This window comes from Mesorhizobium tamadayense (assembly GCF_003863365.1).
GTDB classification, from domain to species: domain Bacteria; phylum Pseudomonadota; class Alphaproteobacteria; order Rhizobiales; family Rhizobiaceae; genus Mesorhizobium; species Mesorhizobium tamadayense.
The window spans coordinates 12,853-34,044 of the sequence record NZ_RQXT01000057.1 but is presented as its reverse complement, the minus strand read 5'-3'; the positions used below and the strand labels follow the sequence as shown (position 1 = coordinate 34,044).

Sequence of the window (21,192 nt, the reverse complement as noted above, 5' to 3'; positions counted from 1 at the left end):
ATGACCGACACAGTCATTCAAGCCACCAATCTCTCCAAGGCCTACAGACTGGGGGTGGCGAACAACAGCTTCCCTACCTTGCGGGACACGCTGGCCAGCGGCGCAAGGCGAATCCTTCACAGGCAGCCAGTTTTGGGTCGGCGCAACAATGGAGACGATCAATTCTGGGCCCTGAGGGACGTCTCTTTCGAGGTGCGCGCAGGCGAAGTCCTTGCCGTGATCGGACCCAACGGCGCGGGAAAGAGCACCATTCTCAAGATATTGGCGCAGATTGTGGAGCCGACTTCCGGTCGCGCGACGATACGCGGACGGCTGGGAGCTTTGCTGGAGGTCGGCACGGGGTTCCATGCGGAGCTCACCGGCCGCGAGAACATCTATCTCAACGGAGCGATACTCGGCATGCGGCGCGCCGAGATCAGATCCAAGCTCGATGAAATCGTCGATTTCTCCGGCGTCGAGCCGTTTCTCGACACGCCTGTCAAGCGTTACTCAAGCGGCATGTACTTACGCTTGGCCTTCGCGATTGCCGCGCATGTCGATCCCGATATTCTGGTGGTCGATGAGATATTGGCTGTTGGCGATGCCGCATTCCAGAAGAAATGCATTGCCAAGGCCGAGAGCGTCGCCGAAACGGGCCGCACAGTGCTGATCGCCAGCCACCAGATGTCGGTTCTGCAGCGGCTTTGCAACCGCGCAATTCTGCTCGACGGCGGGACGATCCTGGCCGACGGCCCGACGGGCGACCTGGTCCGGAATTATCTGCAGACACAGGAAGCGCAAGCGAGCACCGATCTGAGCACACGAACGACGCGCACCGGGCGGGGCCGCCTGCGTGTCGTCGGCATCGAGGTTTTCAACAAAAAGGGTCCCGTCGCGTCGGGGCAGCCGGCGGTTTTTCGGCTTCAGGTCGATGGGCCGCGCGAAGCCGCGCAATGCCTAGTGACCATCATCGACGACCTCGGCGACCCTGTGACGTCGTTTGATAGCCTGGAGCACTCACTGCATGATCGTCAGGGCGACGACTATACGGTGGACGTGGAGAGCCTTATGCTGAGACCGGGGTGTTACAGGATCGATGTAGCGCTGGTGGCGGACGACAGGGTGGTCGAAGACCACGTCGAGACCGCCGCTATGTTCGATGTCATGCCCGGACTGCTCGACGATCGACCGGTCACCGCCCAACCCGGCTTTGGCAATGTCAGCTTTCCGCACCGGTGGAAGGTCAGGCGTTGACGCCTGACTTCAATTTGAAAACACGCAAGAGCTTCCGCCGAACCCGGCGCCGCCGCCTTGCTATCCACATGCTGATCTTCAGGGTGAACCAGCCGGCCTTGCTTGCGATTGTTGGCGGCGTGACATAAGGCGCACGCGCCAGCCGCAACGCCCATTGGACGCGGAAGTCCTGCCGTCCACTTTCCGCCATATGCTCCGCGATCCAATCGAGAAAAGCTGCGCGGGCAGGGTGTTTCCCCATGCGGTCGTAGAGCCCTCGCTGTGTGGCCGACGCCGATGCCGAACCGGGATGCTGCCGGTAGCGTGCGAGCGTTACAGGAGTGACAAAGACGGGAAAGCGCAGGAAGAGCTTCGCCCAAAGAGCCTGGTCTTCATAGAGATCGAAGCGCTCCTCGAAGCCGCCAACCGTGGCAATCGCGCTTCTGCGCAAGAGCACGGAACAAGTGCACGGAACGTGACCGTCCTGCATCAGCAAGAGCCGCCTCAGAAGCCGTGGAGGCTGATGTAAACGTCTGGCAAGTCCATCTGTTGGTTCGGTCCAGTCGGGGCACGCGCCATCAGGATACCACCATCTGGTTGGCCCGAAGATCATTGCGGCATCTGGATTGGCATCGGCTGCCGCCAGGACCGTCTCGAGCATATGTGGTTCGTACAGATCGTCTGCATCCAGGAAGGCTAGCAGATCGCCGCGGCCGGCCTCTATTCCCGCGTTTCTAGCTGCCGCGACGCCACGCTTGGATCCGGGAGGCCTGCGCAGCACCTTAATTCGGAGATCGGTTGCCACAACATCATCGGCGATCTTGACACTGTCGTCGGTCGAGCCATCGTCGACCAGCACGAGCTCCCAATCCGTAACCGTCTGGGCTCGGACGCTGGCGATTGCTTCGCCCAGAGTTGCCTCCGCATTGAGGAAGGGTGTTATGATCGTCACCCGCGGCAGGGAAGTCATCGTTGAAGCCGTCTCTTGATACTTCGCTTGTTCGCTTTCCAAGTTTCGCGCGCGAGCACCTTCCAGATTGCGGAGCGAATGCGGAAAGAGGCGCCCTGATCCGCCATCACGCCATTCAGCCACTTGAGAAACGCGATGCGCGCAGGCTCGTCAGCGCCTGCCCTGGCGGAGGCAACAGAGCAGCTTTCAGCGTGCTGGCGGTATTTTGCCCAGATGCGGCCGGATACGTAGACGGGCGCGAATGCGAGCGCCTTGGCAAAGAATGTCTGATCCTCGAACATCAGGCGAAAGCTGTTCTCGAATCCCCCAAGCGTTGCGAACAAGCTTGAACGCATCAGGGCATTGCAAGTTGTCGGCGTCTGGACCTCATTCTGCAGCAGCAACTCCAGCAGCACAGGTGGCTCATAACGGGCGTCTGGTTCGACGCCGAGCGGGTAGTAGAAGTCCGCACGATCAGCAGCCTCGTCCCAGCTGTACCAGATCAAAGTCCGGCCATAGATCATGCCTAGCGCCGGATCGCTTTCCATGATGGAGACTTGTTCGGAAAGCTTTTCGGGCAGCCATGTATCGTCTGCGTCGAGAAACGCGACATAGGCGCCGCGCGCCTCCGCCAGCCCACGGTTGCGCGAGGCACTGATACCATGGTTGCGGTTGTCGTGATGAGACAATAGCCGAACCTTGCCCGGCAGGCGCTGCTCATAGCCGCGTATGATGGCGCACGACTGGTCAGTCGAGCCATCGTCGACAACGAGGAGTTCCCAGTCGACGAAGCTTTGACCTACAACGCTATCAACAGCTTCCCTAAGATACCTCTCACCGTTGAACACGACTATGATTGCCGTGACACGCGGCTGTGCGGCTGAATTGTCAGCCATGGCATAGCACCCTGCGTCGAAAGTCAGCCTCACCCCAATCGGCGACCGCAACGCGCGGCAATCGGAAAGGGTCGACGCGAGGCTCAGCCTCACGCGGCAAGGTGGTTACTGCATAGTCCATGCCGGCAGACCTTACGGCGTTGGCGATGCTGCAATCGAAATCTCCAAACGGGTATGAGAACCCCACCACCCGCCGTCCTGTAATCTCCTCGCATATTTGGCGGCTGCCTGAAATCTCGCGTTTAAGATCGGCCCGTTTCAGTAGCGGCAAGGATGGGTGCGTACAGGTGTGGGCGCCGATCGAAATGCCATCGGTGTCGGCGAGATGCCGCAGCTCCGAATGCGTCATGGCGCGATCGCGCCCTCGGGGACTGGCGTCGGTTCCTGCCCATCTTGCCAACTGCTCCAGCGCCTTCTCGCGTTCGCGTGCTCTCAACGGCTTCAGCAGTGCGTGCAAGTCGAAATGGAGCGTCGTGCGGTTGATCGCGTTGTTGGAGTCCGCCTGCATTGCGTCCTCCCTCACGCGCCAGTCATAGTTTCGGCCAGCGATATCGATCTCCAGAGCATTCGGGAGAGCTGGTATTTCCAAAATGATGCGGGATAGAATATCCCACCAGAACACCGACGGATCGGTGGTCGCATGGGTGGTGACGAAGACAGTCGCAGGACAGTTCATGCGCCGCATGGTCGGCACGGCGTTTTGGAGGACATCCGCGTAGCCGTCGTCAAAGGTGATTGCCACCGCATTTCTCGGTAGCCGTCCCTCGCCAAGCCGTTGCGCCAGCCATTGCAGAGGAACAATGTCACGCGCTTTCGTCAAGACTTCGATCTGGCGTGCGAAATTTTGCGGCGAAACCGCGAGTTCCCAAGGATCGACGAGCGGTGCTCCGACGCGGTGATACATCAGCACGACAGGTCGATTGAAGCCGGCAAGCAGGCGCCCGCGTCGCAGGAGTTTGCTGACAGTTTGACGCGCAGTCACGGCGCCGCTCATCGCTTGAAAGCCCGCGCCGCGACTATTACCGGACAGTTGGGGTCGTTCACATCGAGTAATGCCGAATTCAGCTCATGTTCTGCCAGGCCGTAGAGGAAGCCGGTAGCAGAATACGCGCTTCCATAGTGACTGACTTCGATGTTCCTCGCCCCGAACCTGTCCGACAGAAGTCGCCTCAGGGCAGCCGGAGTAATCGACCAGTACCAGGTCCCGCCCCATTCTCCCCTGTCAATCGGGCTCACCCAAGGCACTGTAATCAGAAGCACGCCTCCCGGCTTCAGGATCCGCCACAGGGTTGCGACTGCAGCGGGTAGATCGAAAACAAGGTGCAGAGTCTGGGTGAGAACGATACAATCGAAGGTCTCGGACGGCAGATCCTCGCCGTTCGCCAGATCATCCACGAAGGTTGTCAACGGGTGGCCGTCATAACGGTTCAGAACATCGCTTGTGGTAACCCGACTGCCTCCGAAACGCATCGTATAGGCGTTGTCGCCAATCTCCAGGACCCTTCCGGATATGTTCAACGAACAGGATGCGAGGAAAGTCTCGACATAGCGGCGGTCCACTGGCTTGCCGCGATCAAAACCGAACTCCATGCTGAAGGGTTCGGTACGCTCGAGGTCACCGAACCGGGCGCTCGAGCGGTGCCGACTTGAACGGCGCCTGAAGCGATGCCGGAGCATCACGGCGGTCTGCAACGGCGCTGCAAGCGAAACGGCGATCGTGCTGCCGAGTTGACTGGCGAGTGCAGAACGGGATCGCAGTGCTGTACCAAGCTGTGCCAGTTGCATGTCCGTATAATAGCACTTCCATTTTTCGACACCCTCTCGGTAGGCGGCCGCCCAATCAGGATTGGTCTGCGCGACGTTCCGCTGCCGACGAAGCACCTTCAGCGCCGCGCGCAACATCATCGGATTGCTCTTCGACATATTGCTTGCGTGCCGACGGTAATCCGCGAGGCATTCCGGACTGCAGGCTACCCTGTTCGCCCGTGATAGGCGAAGGTAGACGTCGTAGTCCTCGCAAGCCCGCAGCGACCGGTCAAATCCGCCCGCGGCTTCCAATATCCTGCGGCGATAGAGCACCGTCGCATGCATTCCAATCAGGTTGCCGGTCAGGAACCCTGCATACGCGTCCTTGCCCGCCGAGCTCAGTGGCACAGTATTCCTGACTGCACCGGCCTCGTCGATGTCGCGGTAGGCACCGTAGACCAACGCGCAATCGGGATTGTCGTGAAACAAGGCAAGATTGGTGGCGAGCGCCACCGGGCGCAGCCTGTCGTCGGCATCCAGGAAGGCAATGAATTCGCTGCGCGCTGCCGTCATCCCGGTGTTACGGGCAGCGGCCAAACCCTGGTTTTTTTGGCAGATGTAGTGGACGTCGTCATATCGACGAACAACACTTTCGGGATTGTCCGACGACCCATCGTCCACAATGATGATCTCATCCGGCTTTACGGTCTGGTTGCGGACGCTGTCGATCGCTTCGGCAAGGAACCGCGCATGATTGTAGGTCGTGATGACAACCGAAACGCTGGATGCAGCGAGGCGGCTGGTCATCTCTCACCCGCTCTGTTTCGGTAGGTCGGGTAGCCGGCAAAGGTCAACCAGCCGACCGATCGCCGACATGCTTCCTCGAAGCTGACAGCCGGTTGGTATCCGAGTTCATGCTCGGCCTTGCGCCATGGAAGTTTCGTCTGGCACTGGTGCAAAAGTGCGCGCTCTTCCGATACCATGACCGTTGGGGCCATAGTCGCGCCGGTCGCATTGCGTGCTGCCTTCCGCCACTCGGCATAGCCTGCCTTCAGTCCGCTGCGAAATGGCCTTGGCAGGCTTCGTATAAGCCGCCGATATCCTTCGCCTTCCTTCAGCCTTTGTTTCCAGCTCGGAGCAAATGACAAGGGCGCTGAAATCGAAATCGTGGCCAGGTCGAACCCGAGTGCCTCGGCGATCGGTCGGCAAAGATCTGCCCAACTGATCTCTTCCCGGTCTCCGATCAGATAGGTTCGCCCAGACGCCTCGGGCACTTCGATGGCAAGCTTGATCGCGTGAATGACATTGTCGACATAGGCGCTGTTGCAGATACCACGACCGGCATCCACCAGGTAGGCGGAACCGTCGATGAGCTCGTCAGCAAAACCACCGGTCCAACTGGAGCGTGGGCCAAAGACAATTCCAGGCCGCAGCACCACGACCTGCACCGCGCCATCGCGTGACAGTTGCCCGAGTCGGCGTTCGGCATGAACCTTCGCATTGTTGTACTCGATCGTCTGATCGTCATGCAGCGCGCTCGTTTCGTCCGTCCCGGGCGGGGGCGATTGGCCATGAACGGAAGCGCTGCTGAGATAAATCAGACGAAGCACGCCGGCAGCGGCGGCTGCACGATAGACGGGTTCGACAGCATCGACGATCGTGCGGGCATCGCCGGCAACTGCATGGACAACGTACTGACAGCCTGCAAAGGCCGCGGTAAGAGCCCGAAGATCACGCGCATCCGCCACCATTGCGTCAATCGCAAAGCGAGACAGACTGGCCAAAGCATCCGGCCTGCGAACGATCGGCCTCACATTCGCCCAGCCTGAAAGTTGCAGCAACTCCACGGTGCGGCAACCTATGAAGCCGTTGGCGCCAAGCACTGCAACAGTGCCGGTCATTGTCTGCTCCCGGCGCAAGCAGCGACATGGAGCAATTCTTCCGGGCCGAGCCAGGGCATGTCCATCAGTTTCCGTCTGGCATAGCATCGTTCGACCAGATCGAGGACATTGCGCCCGGCACTGGCTGGCACGGAAAGGGGGGCCCCATTTCGGACCGCATCCACCAAGCCCGAAATCTGATCGCAAAATGCATCGACAAAATCGCGCGACCGGCCGTCGGCATTGGTGAAGGAAACGAAGCCTGTCGTGCGACTTCCATTCAAGGCGATCTCCACTGTCTCGGTCTCATTGACTGTCCAGGAAATCGAGCCACGTTCGCCCTCAAGGCGGTACAGATTCGGGCGAGCCCAATCCCGGCTCAGCCTGACCGTCGCGTCGAAGCCGCCAAAACGCAGCCGGACAAGGCAGTTTGCCTCGACGCCGCCCATTGCGTCATCGGCGTAGTGGATTTCGTCGGGTTCTCCAAACCACCAGGTCAGGAGGTCAAGGCAATGCGTGCCGATATCCTGAAGCACGCCACCCCCGGACTCCGCGAAGTTGAAATAGCTCATCGAAGCCACGGGCCACCGGAAGGAGCCTCCCTCAAAACAACTGACGCTTCGCAGCCGTCCGATCGATCCGCTTTCCAGTATGGCCTTTATCGACCGCGTCGCAGGGAACTGCCTTCTGACGAGCCCTGTTGCCACATGAAGATTGTTGGCTGCCGCTGCCGCAAGGGTACGATCCGCCTCGGAGCTGCTCGTGGCCATCGGCTTTTCACACAGAACATGCATCCCGCCTTCCAACGCCTGTATCGACTGATCAGCGTGATATCGAGGTGGCGAAGCAATGATCGCAATATCGGCGTCCATAGCCACAAGGCCCTCGAAACTGGCCGCAATCTTGGCTGAGGGCAGTCGCGCCTGAACGAGTGCGGCCTGCTTCGCTTCTGGATCGAATATCCCCGCGACTGCAACTTGGCCTCTGCTTTGAAGGCGTGAAAGCGCTTCCGCATAGTAGAACTTTGTGACGGCGCCACATCCGGCCAAAACGAGCCGGACCGGTTCATCTTGCCGGAGTCCTGCAGGCCGCTGCACGGTTTCAGCCAGGATGGACAATCCTACCTCCCTGTCTTGCAACGAGCCGCAGCATACGCCCAATTGTCTTGAGTGAGGGATCGAAGCGGAACGCTTCGCTCATCTGCGCCAAGCATCCAGCCCAATCGCGGGCGCCGAACAGTCGCTGCGCAGTTTCGAGAGCGCTTAGCGCATAGGTCCGCCGGGCCGACGCGGCGACATCGTCCGCAAGCTCGGTTGGAAGATAGCTCTTGAAAATATCGATCGCCATTCGCGTGTAGGCCATGTCCGCGGCACTTCGGATATGGCGTCCTGTGTTCGACTGCTGGTGCATCCGATAAAGTGCAAGGGCCTGTGGTTCGTACCAGACAGGAAACTGAGAAGCGATGCGGACCCACATCTCCCAGTCTTCACTGCATTTCAGCCGCCGGTCGAACGCGCCGAGTTCTTCGTAGACTGCGCGCCGCACCACGATTGATGGCGTCATGATGTGCTGTTCCAGCGCCAGTCGAACCGCCGCATTCTCGAGCCGTCCGGGGCCTGACTGCATTACAGGCGGGATCGACAGCTCCTGTCCGTGGGCATCCATGAAGATCGCCCGGCAGAATGCCGCGCCCGTACTGGGGTCCGCATCGAAGCCTCGTCCGAGCAATTCGTAGAAGCCGGGGCGGACGGCGTCGTCGCCGTGCAGGAGATGTACAAGTTCGCCCTGGGCACGATCCAGGCAGGTATGGAAGTTGCCGATATGCCCTAGATTCCGCGGCTGGTGGAAAAAGCCAACGCGGTTCCTACCGATTTCATTCAAGACCGTCTGCGGATCATCGGAGGAACAGTCGTCAACCACCTCGATTTGCATCTGAGCCGGGCCGGGGTCCTGGGCCAGCACGCTTTCCAGCGTTGCGGCAAGAAAGCGGGCGCAGTTGTAGACAGGGATCATCACCGACCATTTCGGGCGAGCAGCCCCCCGTGGCAACGGCGAGATCGGATCGCGATACTCGAAGTCGCGAGCCGCCGTCATCTCTGGAGCACCGAGGACTTCAGCAGGTGCAGCCCCAACCTGGCAATGTCGCGTTTGGGCACGTCACGTCCGATACCACCGCCGCGAAGGCTCCGCAGGAAGCACGATCTGGCCGATGGAAAATCGCCTTCTGCCAGATAACGCATCGACCATTCATAGAAGTAGCGGGAACAGCCGCCACGCGCAGAACTTGCCCCTTGAGTGTCCATGACCTGCGCCATGCGCCGGTAGAATGCTTCGATCGCATCCAGCTTGGGTCGGTTTGGCAGTGCCGATACGAGTCCGCCCGGATGCAGACGGTAGACACCTGCTACCTCGTCGACGAAAGCGAGATCTGCTACCTTTGCGCAAAGCACATACAGCGGCCAATCAGTAATCGGAAAGAAATCAGCATACCACGACGGCACGTCTCGAACGCACGCGGTTCGCATCATGCCTGCGCAAGTTGCGAAAGGATTGCCCTCCCAGATATCCCTTTGCGTCACGATGGGGTTCTGGTCCGCCCGCGTCCACCGCTTCGATGTGATCTCATCGCCATCCGCCACGACTGCATTGTAGAATATTGCAGAGAGTTCCGGGTGCGCGTCGAGATGGGCCGCCTGATCTTTCACCTTGGTCCTGGATGTCCACAGGTCGTCGCCATCGAGGATCGAGACGTAGCGCCCACGCGCCACCCGGAGTCCTCTCGCGACGACTTCGTTCGATCTCACATTACTGTCGGAATAGATCGCCGACAGCCTTTCAGGATTTTTGGAAACATATCGTTCGACAATCTCCCGGGTACCGTCGGTCGAGAAGTCTTCACTGATCAATATCTCGACACCGAAATCGGCCTCTTGCATGAGAGCGCTGTCGATTGCGGCCGCCACGTAGCGTGCGTGATTGTAAGTGACAATCAGGACGGTTACGCGAACCGTTGATTCATTCACCTTCCGCTCCGCAGTACTTGTCACCCACCTATCTCAGGTTACGCCGATCATTGCCGGCTCTAGATCGCATGGTTGCCCTCATTTCCCCAATTTCACCCTTGGCCTCAAACCAGCGCAAGGTGCGCACGAGACCCTCTTCATAGGGCACTTTGCATGACCACCCCGGCAGGATTCTTCGGCACAAGGTCAGGTCAGGACGCCGGTTGGTCGGATCCTGCGGCGCCGGCTCATCATGAACAATTGTCGTTCCGGGAATGAGGCCCGCAACATATTGCGCGATCTCAAGCACCGAAATTTCCCGGTCGTTTCCTACGTTGACTGCTCCCACATGATTGAAGTTCTCCAGCCAGAACAGCCGTTCGAGCCCATCGACAATATCGTCGACATAGCCCCAGCTGCGGGTTTGGAGACCATCACCATGAACGACGATCGGCTTGCCGGACAACGCATTGGCGATAAAGTTGGAAACGGCACGCCCATCGTCGGCTCGGGTGCGCGGACCGTAGACGTTAAAGATCCTGGCAACCCGCACATCGACGCCACGGACACGGTTGCTCTCGAAGAGGAGCGCCTCGGTGCAGCGCTTGCCTTCGTCGTAGGAAGAGCGCGGGCCCGTACAGTCCACCGACCCCCGATACGTCTCGGGCAGCGGGTTGACCAGCGGATTTCCATAAACCTCCGAGGACGACGCAAAGCAGATTCGCCCACCCTTTTTGAGCAGTTTCAAGAGCCGCATGGCGCCAATCAGATTTGCTGAGACGGTACGCTCGGGCTCGCGCATGTAGACTGGTGGCGACGCGGGCGACGCAAGATGAAAAATCTCGTCGAATTGGAAATCGGATTTGAAATTCTCCACCTCGGAGCGGACCAGCACGAGGCGTTGATCTCGGATATGATCAATGTTTTCTGCCCTGCCGGTCCATAGGCTGTCGACCACAACCAGCATGTCCAAATCGTTTCTTTTGAGAAGCCGGTCGACCAGGTGCGACCCGATGAATCCTGCTCCTCCAGCAAGCAACAGCTTCTTCATCTCATGTCTCGAGGGGACGTAGTAGGCTGTCGGAATTCGTGTCCTCGTTGGGCGTTGTGAGCGTCCCTTGTTCAGGAAGCCGCATCAAATAGGCTCCGGCTGGGCCAAGCTTCTCGTCCATTACTGCAAGATTGCTGAGCCCGACGCGGTGGTTGGCATTCTCCGCGGAATCCGCAAACTCATGAATGGAGTAGTTCCAAAAATTTCCTCCGATCTCAGAGCTGCGGTCCTGGCTTTCCGGTTGGGAAAGCGCTCGCTTCACCTGGCGCAGGAAAATGGCCGCGAAAGCGGCAACGAGTTTCGCGAACTGCAAAGGTGATCGCCAGAGCATTTTGCTGCAGTGCCTGGCGACCGCAGCAAATCGGTGCGTCATTAGCCCAAGCTTGGCAATCTCGACATCGGTGCGGAACATCGCATCCAGCAGGACAGGCTTCACCGCCTCCGTGCAGCGGGCAAGTACGCTCTCGAGCACCAACCGACGCGAGATGAGCATTCGCACGAAATCTGCCGACATATTCCCTGGCGTTCGGCGATATCCGACAAGATGCTCCTCAACGACGCCGAAACGGTATTTCGAGGCAATGCTCTGTTGGATGAAGAAGTCCTCGCAACCCTCTGCACCGCTCTCGCGCAGTCGCGAGGAGTAGCCACCCATTTCGAAGAGAACATCGCGCCGAAACATCGCCGAACTGCCGTTGCCGATGAAATTTTGTCCGAGATGCTGCATGAACACCCATCCATCCGGGTGGGTCCGCTTCGGCGTCATGATCACCATGTCATCGGCATCGATCGTTCGGTAAAGTGTATAGACAAGCCCCAGATCATTGCCAGCCGCAGCGAAAACACGCAGTTGCTTTTCGAGCTTGGTCGGGTGCCAGAGGTCATCGGCGTCTACGGGCGCTATAAAGGTGCCTTTGCTTGCACGCATCCCCGCATTGCGCGCCGACGCGACGCCACCATTCTTCTGTTGGAGTAACTTAATGCGCCCGTCGCCATCAGCCAGTCGTCGAACGATCGATGCTGTTCCGTCGGTCGAACCATCGTCAACGACTATTATTTCGATATTCCTATGCGTTTGGGCGAGCACGGACGCCAAGGTACGCTCGATGAATGGTTCCGCGTTGTAGGCAGGGATGATAACCGCCACGAGCGCGTGGGCAGAGTGTTGTGAATTGCCGGGCAACTCCGCCATCCCCTAGTCACGCCCTAACGAAGAGCACTGCGATCGTCTCCAGACTGGCCAGAAATGATTTTTGGACAATTCATTGATAAGACAATCAAGCAGTCTAAAGTTTGCAAAGACCTGACGAGAGATTGACGGACAGAGTGTCATTCTGAACCCCTTCTCCGCTGGTGTGCAGGCGCCCGCAAAAACCGCTGAATGTCTTTGGTTTTCAGCGTTTTTCGTCTGCTGCTATCCGCCGCAACGCTAGGCACAGAGTTGCTGGGATGGGGTCGTTCACTGCACATATTAGCTGAAACTACTATTCGTGCCAAGGAGCTGAAACGGGGCGATATGGCGTATCCAGGCACGCGGCAATTGCCGAGACCCTGAGCAGCCACCAGAACTCTCTTGGCCCGGATCACATCTCGATAGGACACCTCTGCGCGCCTCTAATACAATCTTAGCTAGCTAGTTCGCGACCGCTGCTCCTGGCGGGGCCTGCAGCGTAATTGTGATGGTGTCACCCGGAGCGAGCAGGGTATCTTCAGTCGCCCCGGTCGTCTCTGGCTGTCCGTCATTGGAGCGGGTTACACCTATCGTAACCCGCCGGCTCCCTTCGGCCACAAGGTCGCTGCGCAGCTGCCTCACATAGGCGATTTGTTTAACCAACGAATCCATCTCAGCGCGCATTTGCGTCATCGCCGCGCTTTCGGTCTGCAAGTTAGCCAGCAGGTCAATTCGACTTTGGTCGGCAAGCTTCTCAAGGCTTCGCTGCAAATCGCCTTGGTCGCGTTCAAGTCGAGAGATCTCAGCGTTGGTTTGCAAAGCGCGGGTCGCTGACAAGAGCACTGCGCGTTGAGCATCGTTCACCCTGGTGATCTGGATCAGACCTTTTTCGAAGAGCTTCTTGAGGCGATCAAGTTCCTCTGCATCCGCTGCCGCACCCGCTTGATCCGCCTTCTGCTGCTCCTTCAGGTAGCCCATCCGTTCGGCAGCCTTGGTCGTGGCCAACGTGATTGAAGCGCGCTCCTTCTCCTGGTCCGCATAGAGAGCTTCAAGATGCTTCTGCTCCTGTTGCAAAGCTTGGTCGCGACGAGGTTCGAGGCTCGGGTCACGTTGTGCGTCCGCAACCTCAATCGCCCTGGCTCCGCTCAGCTGCGCCTTCATCCGAGCAACTTTGATTTCTCTTTCCTGATATTGGATGCGCAGAACGTCAAGGCGGCCGCTAAGGTCGGCCACGGTCAGTTCAGGGTTTGCAACCTCACCGCGACCGAGCTTATAGCCGCCGCCAGCCGCCACAGCTTGTCGGACAGTCATTCCTGGTCTGAAGGCCTGGGTCCCAGGAGAAGCAATATCTCCGTCGATATAGACGGGTCGGTATTCTTCAATATCAACTATAATCTGATCTGGATAGAAATTTGTCCAATTCTCAGTACCGTCAGCAGATCGCTGCGGAAGGGACTTCGGTTTTAGTACCTCGATTACCTCCTTGCGAACATCCTCTATTGTCTTCTGGAGAACGTTTAGGGGACCCAAGACCGGCAACACAATTACACCGCTCCGATCGATAACAGCTCGCTTTTGCATTTCGGGATAGCCTATGACAGCGAAGCCGATCACGTCGCCAGTCTGCAGACGGTATTCGTCGACTTTGTGCTCCTCAGCTAGGGCAGGGCCATTCGACAGATTCGCGTATGCGAACAACAGAGATATGCATGCGGGTGCTGCGCAACTGCCAGCCCGCCACCGCGCCGATCTATTCGACATCTGCGCTCATCCAATTCAGCCCCTTGTCGCAACCCATTAAATGAATTGAGCAGTTCCGGATCGAGGAGGATATCAGCTGCTCCAACCTGTCACGAAAATTTCGAGTTCACTGTGCCCTCGGTCACAGCGTGTCTGTGCGATATGCCCTCACTTATCCTAGGCAAAGCTAGGTACAAAAGTCGCCCAGGCGGAAGAGTTGGGCGGGGCCGGTATCAAATAGCTGGCGTCGTTCCCGCAGGCCTATTCTGGCGTGTAGCGGCAGGTGAGACGGACACCTATCCCCGGTCAGGCAGACCCATGGAACTGGGCGGCGGCTGGCGACGCAGGCCTTCGAGTTGATTGTTTTCGGCCTGAGACGCGCATCCAATATTCATTGGCAGGCAGTGGAGAGAAATAAGGCCATACGATTGCGTCTGAAAGGTCAGAAACCGGCCAGGCGGCGGCACTGAGAAATCTACCAACCCACCGCCGGGCCATCACCACAAGCGGCGTAGAGTCCACACAAGACTGACAGTTATTTGCGATAGAGATACGAGGTGCAAAATAATCGGAGCGCTTCACTATCACATGCGAATTCTTTACTTCATCTACGGATTTGACCCCGGTGGCGCCGAGCACGGACTGCTCACTTTGTTGCGAGCAGGATTTTTCAGCGGCCACCAGCTGAAGATTCTTGCCTGTTGCCGGGGTCGAGGGGGCGCTCTTGCCGATGAAATCGCCGCACAGGTGGGAGAGCACAATTTCATCCTCACTTCGCAGAGTGAAGAGACTTCCTTGCGCAACTTAGGAGGTTCGTTCTTTGTGGTGTTGCGGCTCATCTGGGAGTGGCGGCCGGATATGGTTGCGTTGTCGCTCAAACAGGCCAATCTCCTGGGACGGCTTGCTGCGATGTTTGCTCCTCGGCTGCACTGCGTTTCATTCGAACACACCGCCCGCTACCGCTACCGCTCCCGGCGCGCCGCAGGCGTTTATGGTCCTGTGCTCAAGGCGCTGTCCTGGCGCGTCGACGAAATCTGGGCTGATTGCGAAAGCACGCTGCAGGAGACGCAAGCATACTTCCTGCCGCGCACTCGCCGGTCGCATATCGTGCCTCTGTTTTGCTCCGATGAGGCTTCCACCTACAAGCGCGACTACACGCTTCACACACCCTTGCGCCTTGCTGCTGCCGGACGGCTTATTCCGCTGAAGAACTTTGACCGCCTGCTCGAGGCCATCCGAATGCTCCAAGACCGCAGCGTTTCTGCAAGCCTAGATCTTTACGGCGACGGGCCGGAACGGCAGGCGCTTTCGCGCAGGGCGGATGAGCTCGGCATTGGAGATCGCGTGCATTTCCATGGCTATGTCGCGCGCTGGTTCGAGCTAGCCTGTGATCATGACATGTTCATCAACCTGTCCGATACGGAAGGGTTCTGCATCGTCGTCGCCGAGGCGATGCTTGCCGGCCTTCCGATGATCGCGACCGACGTCGGCGGTATCCGGGATTACGGCAAGGATGGAGAGAATATGTTGAAGCTTGCTGTTCCCTCGGCGGAGATGGCGGTGACGAAAGCACTAGTGTTCGCGGGCGATGAAATGCTCCGCAAGAAGATCGGAATGCAGGCACGACAGAATATGCTGCAGGCCTATTCGCAAGGTGCTTTGCGTGTCCGCGCTACGGCGGTGCTGGGTTGCGGAATGTAAGGACCGGCAAAGGACTGGCGACCAAGATAGCCGGGCCGATCGTGAATTCTGACGGCTCGGCATCTCGACCTGGCCCTTCTCCTAGCCCGATCCCAGCGCAGGCCGTCGGCTGGAGGCAGCGACGATTGTATTGCCGGTCCTTGCCGACGAACACCGTCTCCACCGCCGCCCGGCCTTGCGCGTCGAACACAATTTCCTGCGTCTCGCATCGATAGGACCGGACGAACTTCGGCATTCGAGGATCTTGTTCATCACAGCCTCCATGGGTTAACTAAGTCTTGTAATACTGACTATAACGCTCACTGTAAAACTCGGCACTGCCGAACTTTTGATACAGCTTGATTCTTTTGATATCGACCTTGTTGAGCAGGACGCCGATACATTTGTCCGCAAGGATCGGATTGTTGTTGAGGCTTTCGCGCACGAATGTACGAGCGGTCACGCCCCATTCAACGACCAGAACAAGGCCGTCGAGGTGCTGGACGAAGGACCTCACGTCCGCGACCGGAGCCAACGGGGGCAAATCAACGACGACGTAATTGAACGTAGAGCCCGCCTTGAGCAGAAAGTCGCCCATTTTCTCAATAGGCTGCACGGTTTTTGCGAGCTTTTTTTGGCTCTGGTTCACGCCGGGCAGGAACCTCAATGGCAATGACTCATGGGCCAGCATATCTTTCGCATTGAAGTCTCCAGCCAACAAGTTGGCCAGGCCTCGTTCCCAGCCGTTGGCTAACATAGGGGACAAGCCCGGATTGTGTATATCGGCATCGATCAACAGCGTCTTACAACGCTGCATGGCAAGAACCGTCGCAAAGTTAGCTGCGACCAGCGACTTTCCTTCTCCCGGAAGGCAGGAAACGATGCCGATCGCCTTGGTGCTCTTCGTTGGTATCTCGACATCAACAGCGACTTTCACCGTTCGCATCGCTTCAGCGAATTCCGAGTGCGGATGCTGCTCTACCCAGTTAAAAGCGCTGTTCCCCACCTCGATGAATGACCGCTCTCCTGCCGCATGATCACGCTTGTTCTGGCGAATTGGCTTCCCGTCCAGCAACGGGATCATTCCTAGCGTGTCAAGTCCGAGCTCATCGCGCACTTGACCCCTCGTGCGGAAAAAACGCTCCCGGTACTCCCGAATTCCGCCCACTCCGGCGCCAATCATGCCGCCGAGCACGGCGCAGATTGCCAGCGTAACAATGCTGTTCGGAGAACTCGGTCCGCCGGGGTATGACGCTTCCGAGATAATCCGCGCCTCAGTCAACGCCATCGAAAGGTTCTGCAGGCTCGCTTGGTACTGCTGCAGGACCTGTTCATATTGCGTCTTGAGGGAAGACGCTTCAAGTTCGAGCTGGCGCAAGGTAACCAGCGTTTCCTTGGTCAGCGTAGTGTCTGTTCGGAACCTGTGGACCGCGAGCTCAGCGTCGACCGATCGCTTGCGCACCGTCTCGACTTCTTGCGCCAGGGCACTGCGAGCCCGGATGATCGACTCATCTTTAGCTCCAACTTGGTCAGAGATATAGATTTCAGCATATTTATTGGTTATTTTTTGCGCCATTTCAGCGCTGGGCGACTGAAATTGGATTTGCAGAACGTAAGTATCGGCTACGCGGGCTACCGTTAAATTATCAGTCAGAATGCCAAATGCCTGCCATCGATCAGGCCCTCCCGCCGCGCTCGGTTTCACCGACGCTCCCCCTTCGGAACTGCCAATGAATGACCGCACTGCCGAAGCGACCGATCTTGTGAGAATGTTGAGCAGCGAATACGGCGCCGACAAGAAGGAGCGATCGGTAGCAAGACCGAGGCTGTCAACGACCTTTAGCCCGATCCGGTCGGAACGCAACAATTCGACCTGACTCAGCATCATCGGGTCAAGTTGTGTGGAGCTTCCGCTCTCTGTTAACTTCGTCACGACGGATGGCTGATTCTTGTCGATCAGGATTCTGGCCGTCGACTCGTACAATGGCACCTCGGCCGCAAGGTACACCAGCCCCAGCACAAGGCCTGCGAGCACGCATGTAAGGACGAACCTCAACTGCCGCCGCGCTGCCGCTAGGAGTGTCTCGAAATCAATCGTTCCCGACTGGGGATCGCCGAATATGAAGGCAGTATCCGGGTGCCGATTTTCAACTTCGCGGAGCATACGCCTTCAAACCCGTGGGATGAGACTGGCAGCGCATAGGCAGTGACAAATACCCTACCACACTATCTGACCAAATGTCCGCAAATTCAGTATCGACGCCGGCGGAGCACAGGGGCGCACTGCTCGGGGAGCCTCAGCCCGCTCCTCGCCAAAGGCGCGAATTCCTAACCTCTGATTGTTATAAGGCGAAACCTCGCGCGCCCCATGCTCCGCTCCAGGTCGGGCGATCCAATCAAAGGAAGAAATTGGGTCGTGTTTGCCAAATTGCAACATCTGAGCAAGAGATTTCGGGCCTAGGTTGAGCCTGAAACAGGGATGTCGATTGGAATGACTCGTCGATCACAGGCGCGCGATAACGATCACAGCAAAAGGTCTGCGCGCATTTGGCGCCTCGCGGAACGCCTCTCCAGTGCCCGAATAAGACAGGCTGCAGTCACATTTTGTATCGTGGTGTGGGGCGTCATCGTGCTGATCGCCCTCCTCTAGGCGGAAAGTGGTCCGCCTTATTCACCAAATGGCTCGGCCGTTGCTCCCTTTCGGACTCATCGCGCGCGATGTGTGATTTCGTAATCTCGGATTCTTTGGATCGCCACACAAGCAGCATGACAGCAACAAAGTACCCAATCTGGATCAAGATCCCACAAATTGCCGTTTGGACAATCGTGCTCCAGAGCGAGCCGGTACGGAAATATGTACTGATGGCGAATGCCAACAGGACTATGATAAGGCCGCGCAAAAATAGCAAATAGGACATCGCCGTCCCACTCGCAGCCGCTCGCGTGACGCGCTCCTTGGCTGTCGAGCTCTCACCGCGTTAACCATCATAACATATCGGAACGGGTCAGACGATAAAATATTAGGAAATGCGAATAAACGCGCCCTACCGTTTTGCCAGAAGGCTTTCGGCGGATTTGGCGTGGTGTCTGAGGCGACCAATGCCGCTAAGCTTTCCTTCTTGTGCTCGCAAGATGGCCAGCGTTTTGACCAAATCGTCGAAGCTCTTCCCTGGTGCTTTGGTCGACCATCCGCGGGAGCGATTATCATGACACGCTTTGCTATTGTCGGCGTGCGGACCTGGTCGAAGATGCCTTGCTCACCGAAGTGTGAGCACTGGACGTGTGGCACTGGGCTGAAAAGCCCGGTTCATCGGTCGATGTGGCCGTGTTGCGTCGTTGCCGTCAGGACATCGGCGGAGGGATTCCCAGGCTGCCGCATGAGATGCTCGAACTCTCGCCAATTCGCTAGCATCTTTAAGATCAGCAAAGTCTTTTGCGCATGACGCGGTAGAACAATAGCTTGGCCGCGCGGCGCACCTGCGGCTCCATGCCTGCAGGTAGGGCGCAGAGAAAAATGTAAACGTATACCCGCCAGGACAATGGATCGTGCAGAATCGCGCGAATGAGTAAGCGCGCTCCGCGCTTCTTTTCGCCTTGAGCTACGCAATCATTGCCGGCTTTCGCGTATAAACGGGCGTTGCGCCGCCGCGCGAGGTGCGCAAGCTCCGGCCGTCGGATGACCCATTCTCGCGTGAGGTGTTCAGCTACCGGCAGAAGCGCGTCGAGTCTGCGGGTTGTGTTTGAGCCATGACGCCGCTTGTAGACGAGTGCTCCGGCCACATGTTGAAATGTCCAGCGCTCGGCTACGCGCATGCAAAACTCCGTATCCTCCCCAACCCTGATTGTCTCGTTGAACAACCCGATATCTTCAATAATCTCTCGCCGCATAACGATACTGGAAGGAACAATCGGGCCATCAAGCAGAAAATATGTCGGTAGCGTATCGTGTTGATCCGCGCGATAGCGGCCAACGGCCACGGGCACAGCATCGGAAAGATCTGGAGCGGAAAAGTCGACTAAATCACCATAGACGAGAGCTGCCTTGCAGCCATTGCCGAAGGCGGTCAATTGACGCTCAAGCTTGTCCTCAGCCCAGAAATCATCGCCGTCGAGAAATGCAATAAAATCACTGGTGGCATGTCTGATTGCAAGATTCCTCGCCGATGAAGGCCCGATACCCGCCGTTGTCAGGACGTGGATGCGCGGCTCCCGATCGACCAACGACGCAATCACTTCGGTCGAGCCGTCCGTCGAGCCATCATTGACAATGATGATCTCTCTGATGCCGCCCGAAGCGGTCTGATTGATCACGCTTTCCACTGCCTGCACAATGAAGCGCTCCTCATTGTGGCATGTCAAAATGACCGAAACACTCATCTTGTGCTTCCTGGCAAGGCGCGACCAAGAAATCGAGAATGACTAGTGCTCGTCGGGCGGCTCCTCCGCGCCCTGTTCAATACCAGGCAAAGCCCGTGCCGCGTCAATTCCGGCAGGAGCGAGACAAGGATCAGCGTGACGAAAGCTCGTGTGCCGGAGGCTTCTGTTCCAACGTAGAAAGCACAGGGAACAAGGACTACGAGGGGCAGAAGCCGTGCCTGGGCTGCTCCGATCAATCCGTGAAAAAGTGCCGAGGTTAAAACACGGCTTAACCGAAACCATGCGGCGACCCATATCAGAAGATAGAGGCTGAGCCCAATGATGCCATTCTCGGTGAGTATGCGTTGAAACTCGCCATGGATCCCCAGCCGCAACTCCTCAGGAAGACTGCGGAACTCAGTATCGATGATATTTTTGAATTGGTTCGTGCCCACGCCCATTAGTGGGTGTTCGGAGATGAGCCGTCTTGACAGAGTGAAGGCAAACGAGCGCTGGACGTTGCTCGGCGTATCTCCAGGGGCATATTTCCCCTTTGCGGCCAGGTATTCGTACTGCCCCATGCTCAGCGGATCGAGCATCGTCTGCAATTGCTTCTGGATATAGGCGTTGTCCATCGTGGTCGAGATCACAAAAAGACCCACGAAGCCGGCGGCGATCGCCGGTACCATAGCAGCGAGCCTTCCGCGTGTCAGAAGCGCAGCGGTCAGAAAGAGATAAATCAAAAAAGCCTTGCGCTCTCCAGATAGCACGAGCAGGGGAAGTAGCCCTGCCCATGCAAACCAAAGGTGGCGCCGCTTGGCCCGGCCGGCGAAGAGCAGCAGCCCCGCGAGCGTGATTGGAAGGAAGGTGAACACGAGCCTTGGATCGAACAGATGTTTCCAACCGACCGGGTAGCCATGAGCCACATGCCAGGCGATCGTATAGGCGAGGATCAGCACCATGCCGAAAAGCAAGATGTTCACTGTCTGGTGCGTATCGAGCCGTCTGGCCTCCTGTGTGAGGACGAACGCAAAGGCGCCCACTGCGGACATCTGCAACAGCTCGCGCAGGCCGTTCTCTATGTCCACGCTAAAGGCCGAGATCATGTCCCAGCCCAAGAAGGGCAGGAGGAGTAGAAAACTGGCTGGAAAAACCAAACCTCGCCAACGGCCCGTCGTTAGGCCAATGATGAGCGATAGCAATGTGATCAGCTCGAACGGACGCAGCAATACAAGACCCGTCTCGAGCCTGATTGGCAGGAAAAGGCTTAGTATCGCGAATGTGAGGAGATAACGCATCATAGCCCCACGCGGCGCGATATCCTTTTAACATGTTCTCTTTCCCGGAGACAGAATCTTGTTGGTATCCCGGCGTGCAGAGAAGATTTTGCGCCGGTTCATCGGCGTATCGACGACGAAAGGGGCGGTGACCCAGGCAGAGCAGTCCAGCGATGAGGGTCTGCGTCTTCCAATGTCCAACGGTGCCTCGAGTGGGTAGAGGTCATCAGCC

The 21,192-nt window shown here is 57.9% G+C and carries 17 protein-coding genes; 2 read left to right on the top strand and 15 right to left on the bottom strand.

The window, feature by feature from the left end:
- Window positions 1-1,233: an ABC transporter ATP-binding protein gene (locus EH240_RS30960; protein WP_125005717.1), complete on the top strand. Its 1,233-nt coding sequence runs from the start codon at window positions 1-3 to the stop codon at window positions 1,231-1,233.
- Here the strand turns inward: EH240_RS30960 and EH240_RS30955 are convergent.
- From EH240_RS30955 to EH240_RS30905, 11 genes are all read right to left on the bottom strand, one after another.
- Window positions 1,223-2,224, bottom strand: a complete 1,002-nt coding sequence (locus EH240_RS30955) for a glycosyltransferase family 2 protein (RefSeq protein ID WP_125005715.1) — start codon at window positions 2,222-2,224, stop codon at window positions 1,223-1,225. The two genes, EH240_RS30960 and EH240_RS30955, sit on opposite strands and share 11 nt — an antisense overlap.
- Window positions 2,179-3,057: a glycosyltransferase family 2 protein gene (locus EH240_RS30950; protein ID WP_125005714.1), complete on the bottom strand. Its 879-nt coding sequence runs from the start codon at window positions 3,055-3,057 to the stop codon at window positions 2,179-2,181. Before EH240_RS30950 ends, EH240_RS30955 begins: the two co-directional genes overlap by 46 nt.
- Window positions 3,050-4,051 (bottom strand): polysaccharide deacetylase family protein, encoded by a 1,002-nt coding sequence (locus EH240_RS30945; protein WP_125005712.1) that lies wholly within the window; start codon window positions 4,049-4,051, stop codon window positions 3,050-3,052. The genes EH240_RS30950 and EH240_RS30945 overlap by 8 nt, the downstream gene beginning before the upstream one ends.
- Window positions 4,048-5,610, bottom strand: coding sequence for a glycosyltransferase (locus EH240_RS30940; protein WP_125005710.1), 1,563 nt, complete (start codon window positions 5,608-5,610; stop codon window positions 4,048-4,050). The genes EH240_RS30945 and EH240_RS30940 overlap by 4 nt, the downstream gene beginning before the upstream one ends.
- Window positions 5,607-6,704, bottom strand: a complete 1,098-nt coding sequence (locus EH240_RS30935; protein ID WP_167484231.1) for an NAD-dependent epimerase/dehydratase family protein — start codon at window positions 6,702-6,704, stop codon at window positions 5,607-5,609. Before EH240_RS30935 ends, EH240_RS30940 begins: the two co-directional genes overlap by 4 nt.
- The gene (locus EH240_RS30930; RefSeq protein ID WP_125005706.1) at window positions 6,701-7,801 is read right to left on the bottom strand and encodes a Gfo/Idh/MocA family protein; all 1,101 of its coding nucleotides are present in this window, start codon (window positions 7,799-7,801) and stop codon (window positions 6,701-6,703) included. The genes EH240_RS30935 and EH240_RS30930 overlap by 4 nt, the downstream gene beginning before the upstream one ends.
- Window positions 7,785-8,777: a glycosyltransferase family 2 protein gene (locus EH240_RS30925; protein ID WP_125005704.1), complete on the bottom strand. Its 993-nt coding sequence runs from the start codon at window positions 8,775-8,777 to the stop codon at window positions 7,785-7,787. Before EH240_RS30925 ends, EH240_RS30930 begins: the two co-directional genes overlap by 17 nt.
- Window positions 8,774-9,706 carry a glycosyltransferase family 2 protein gene (locus tag EH240_RS30920; RefSeq protein WP_167484230.1) on the bottom strand — a complete coding sequence of 311 codons (933 nt, stop codon included), beginning with the start codon at window positions 9,704-9,706 and terminating at the stop codon, window positions 8,774-8,776. The genes EH240_RS30925 and EH240_RS30920 overlap by 4 nt, the downstream gene beginning before the upstream one ends.
- 28 nt (window positions 9,707-9,734) lie before the next feature.
- Window positions 9,735-10,736 (bottom strand): NAD-dependent epimerase/dehydratase family protein, encoded by a 1,002-nt coding sequence (locus EH240_RS30915; protein WP_125005700.1) that lies wholly within the window; start codon window positions 10,734-10,736, stop codon window positions 9,735-9,737.
- A gap of 1 nt (window position 10,737) precedes the next feature.
- Entirely contained in the window at window positions 10,738-11,928 is a 1,191-nt protein-coding gene (locus EH240_RS30910) for a glycosyltransferase family 2 protein (protein ID WP_125005698.1), read from the bottom strand.
- A gap of 441 nt (window positions 11,929-12,369) precedes the next feature.
- Window positions 12,370-13,605: a polysaccharide biosynthesis/export family protein gene (locus EH240_RS30905; protein ID WP_167484229.1), complete on the bottom strand. Its 1,236-nt coding sequence runs from the start codon at window positions 13,603-13,605 to the stop codon at window positions 12,370-12,372.
- 630 nt (window positions 13,606-14,235) lie between these two features.
- On the opposite strand from EH240_RS30905, the gene EH240_RS30900 reads away from it, so the two are divergent.
- Window positions 14,236-15,348, top strand: a complete 1,113-nt coding sequence (locus EH240_RS30900) for a glycosyltransferase (protein ID WP_125005694.1) — start codon at window positions 14,236-14,238, stop codon at window positions 15,346-15,348.
- 271 nt (window positions 15,349-15,619) lie between these two features.
- On the opposite strand, the gene EH240_RS30890 is transcribed toward EH240_RS30900, so the two are convergent.
- The 4 genes from EH240_RS30890 to EH240_RS30875 all read right to left on the bottom strand — a co-directional run bounded on the left by EH240_RS30890 (window position 15,620) and on the right by EH240_RS30875 (window position 20,981).
- Entirely contained in the window at window positions 15,620-17,491 is a 1,872-nt protein-coding gene (locus EH240_RS30890; RefSeq protein ID WP_125005690.1) for a Wzz/FepE/Etk N-terminal domain-containing protein, read from the bottom strand.
- A 460-nt stretch (window positions 17,492-17,951) separates the two neighbouring features.
- Entirely contained in the window at window positions 17,952-18,245 is a 294-nt protein-coding gene (locus tag EH240_RS30885; protein ID WP_125005688.1) for an exopolysaccharide production repressor protein, read from the bottom strand.
- Window positions 18,246-18,747: 502 nt separating this feature from the next.
- Window positions 18,748-19,704 carry a glycosyltransferase family 2 protein gene (locus tag EH240_RS30880; RefSeq protein ID WP_125005686.1) on the bottom strand — a complete coding sequence of 319 codons (957 nt, stop codon included), beginning with the start codon at window positions 19,702-19,704 and terminating at the stop codon, window positions 18,748-18,750.
- The gene (locus EH240_RS30875; protein WP_206075350.1) at window positions 19,701-20,981 is read right to left on the bottom strand and encodes an O-antigen ligase family protein; all 1,281 of its coding nucleotides are present in this window, start codon (window positions 20,979-20,981) and stop codon (window positions 19,701-19,703) included. The genes EH240_RS30880 and EH240_RS30875 overlap by 4 nt, the downstream gene beginning before the upstream one ends.
- Window positions 20,982-21,192: the final 211 nt, after the last annotated feature.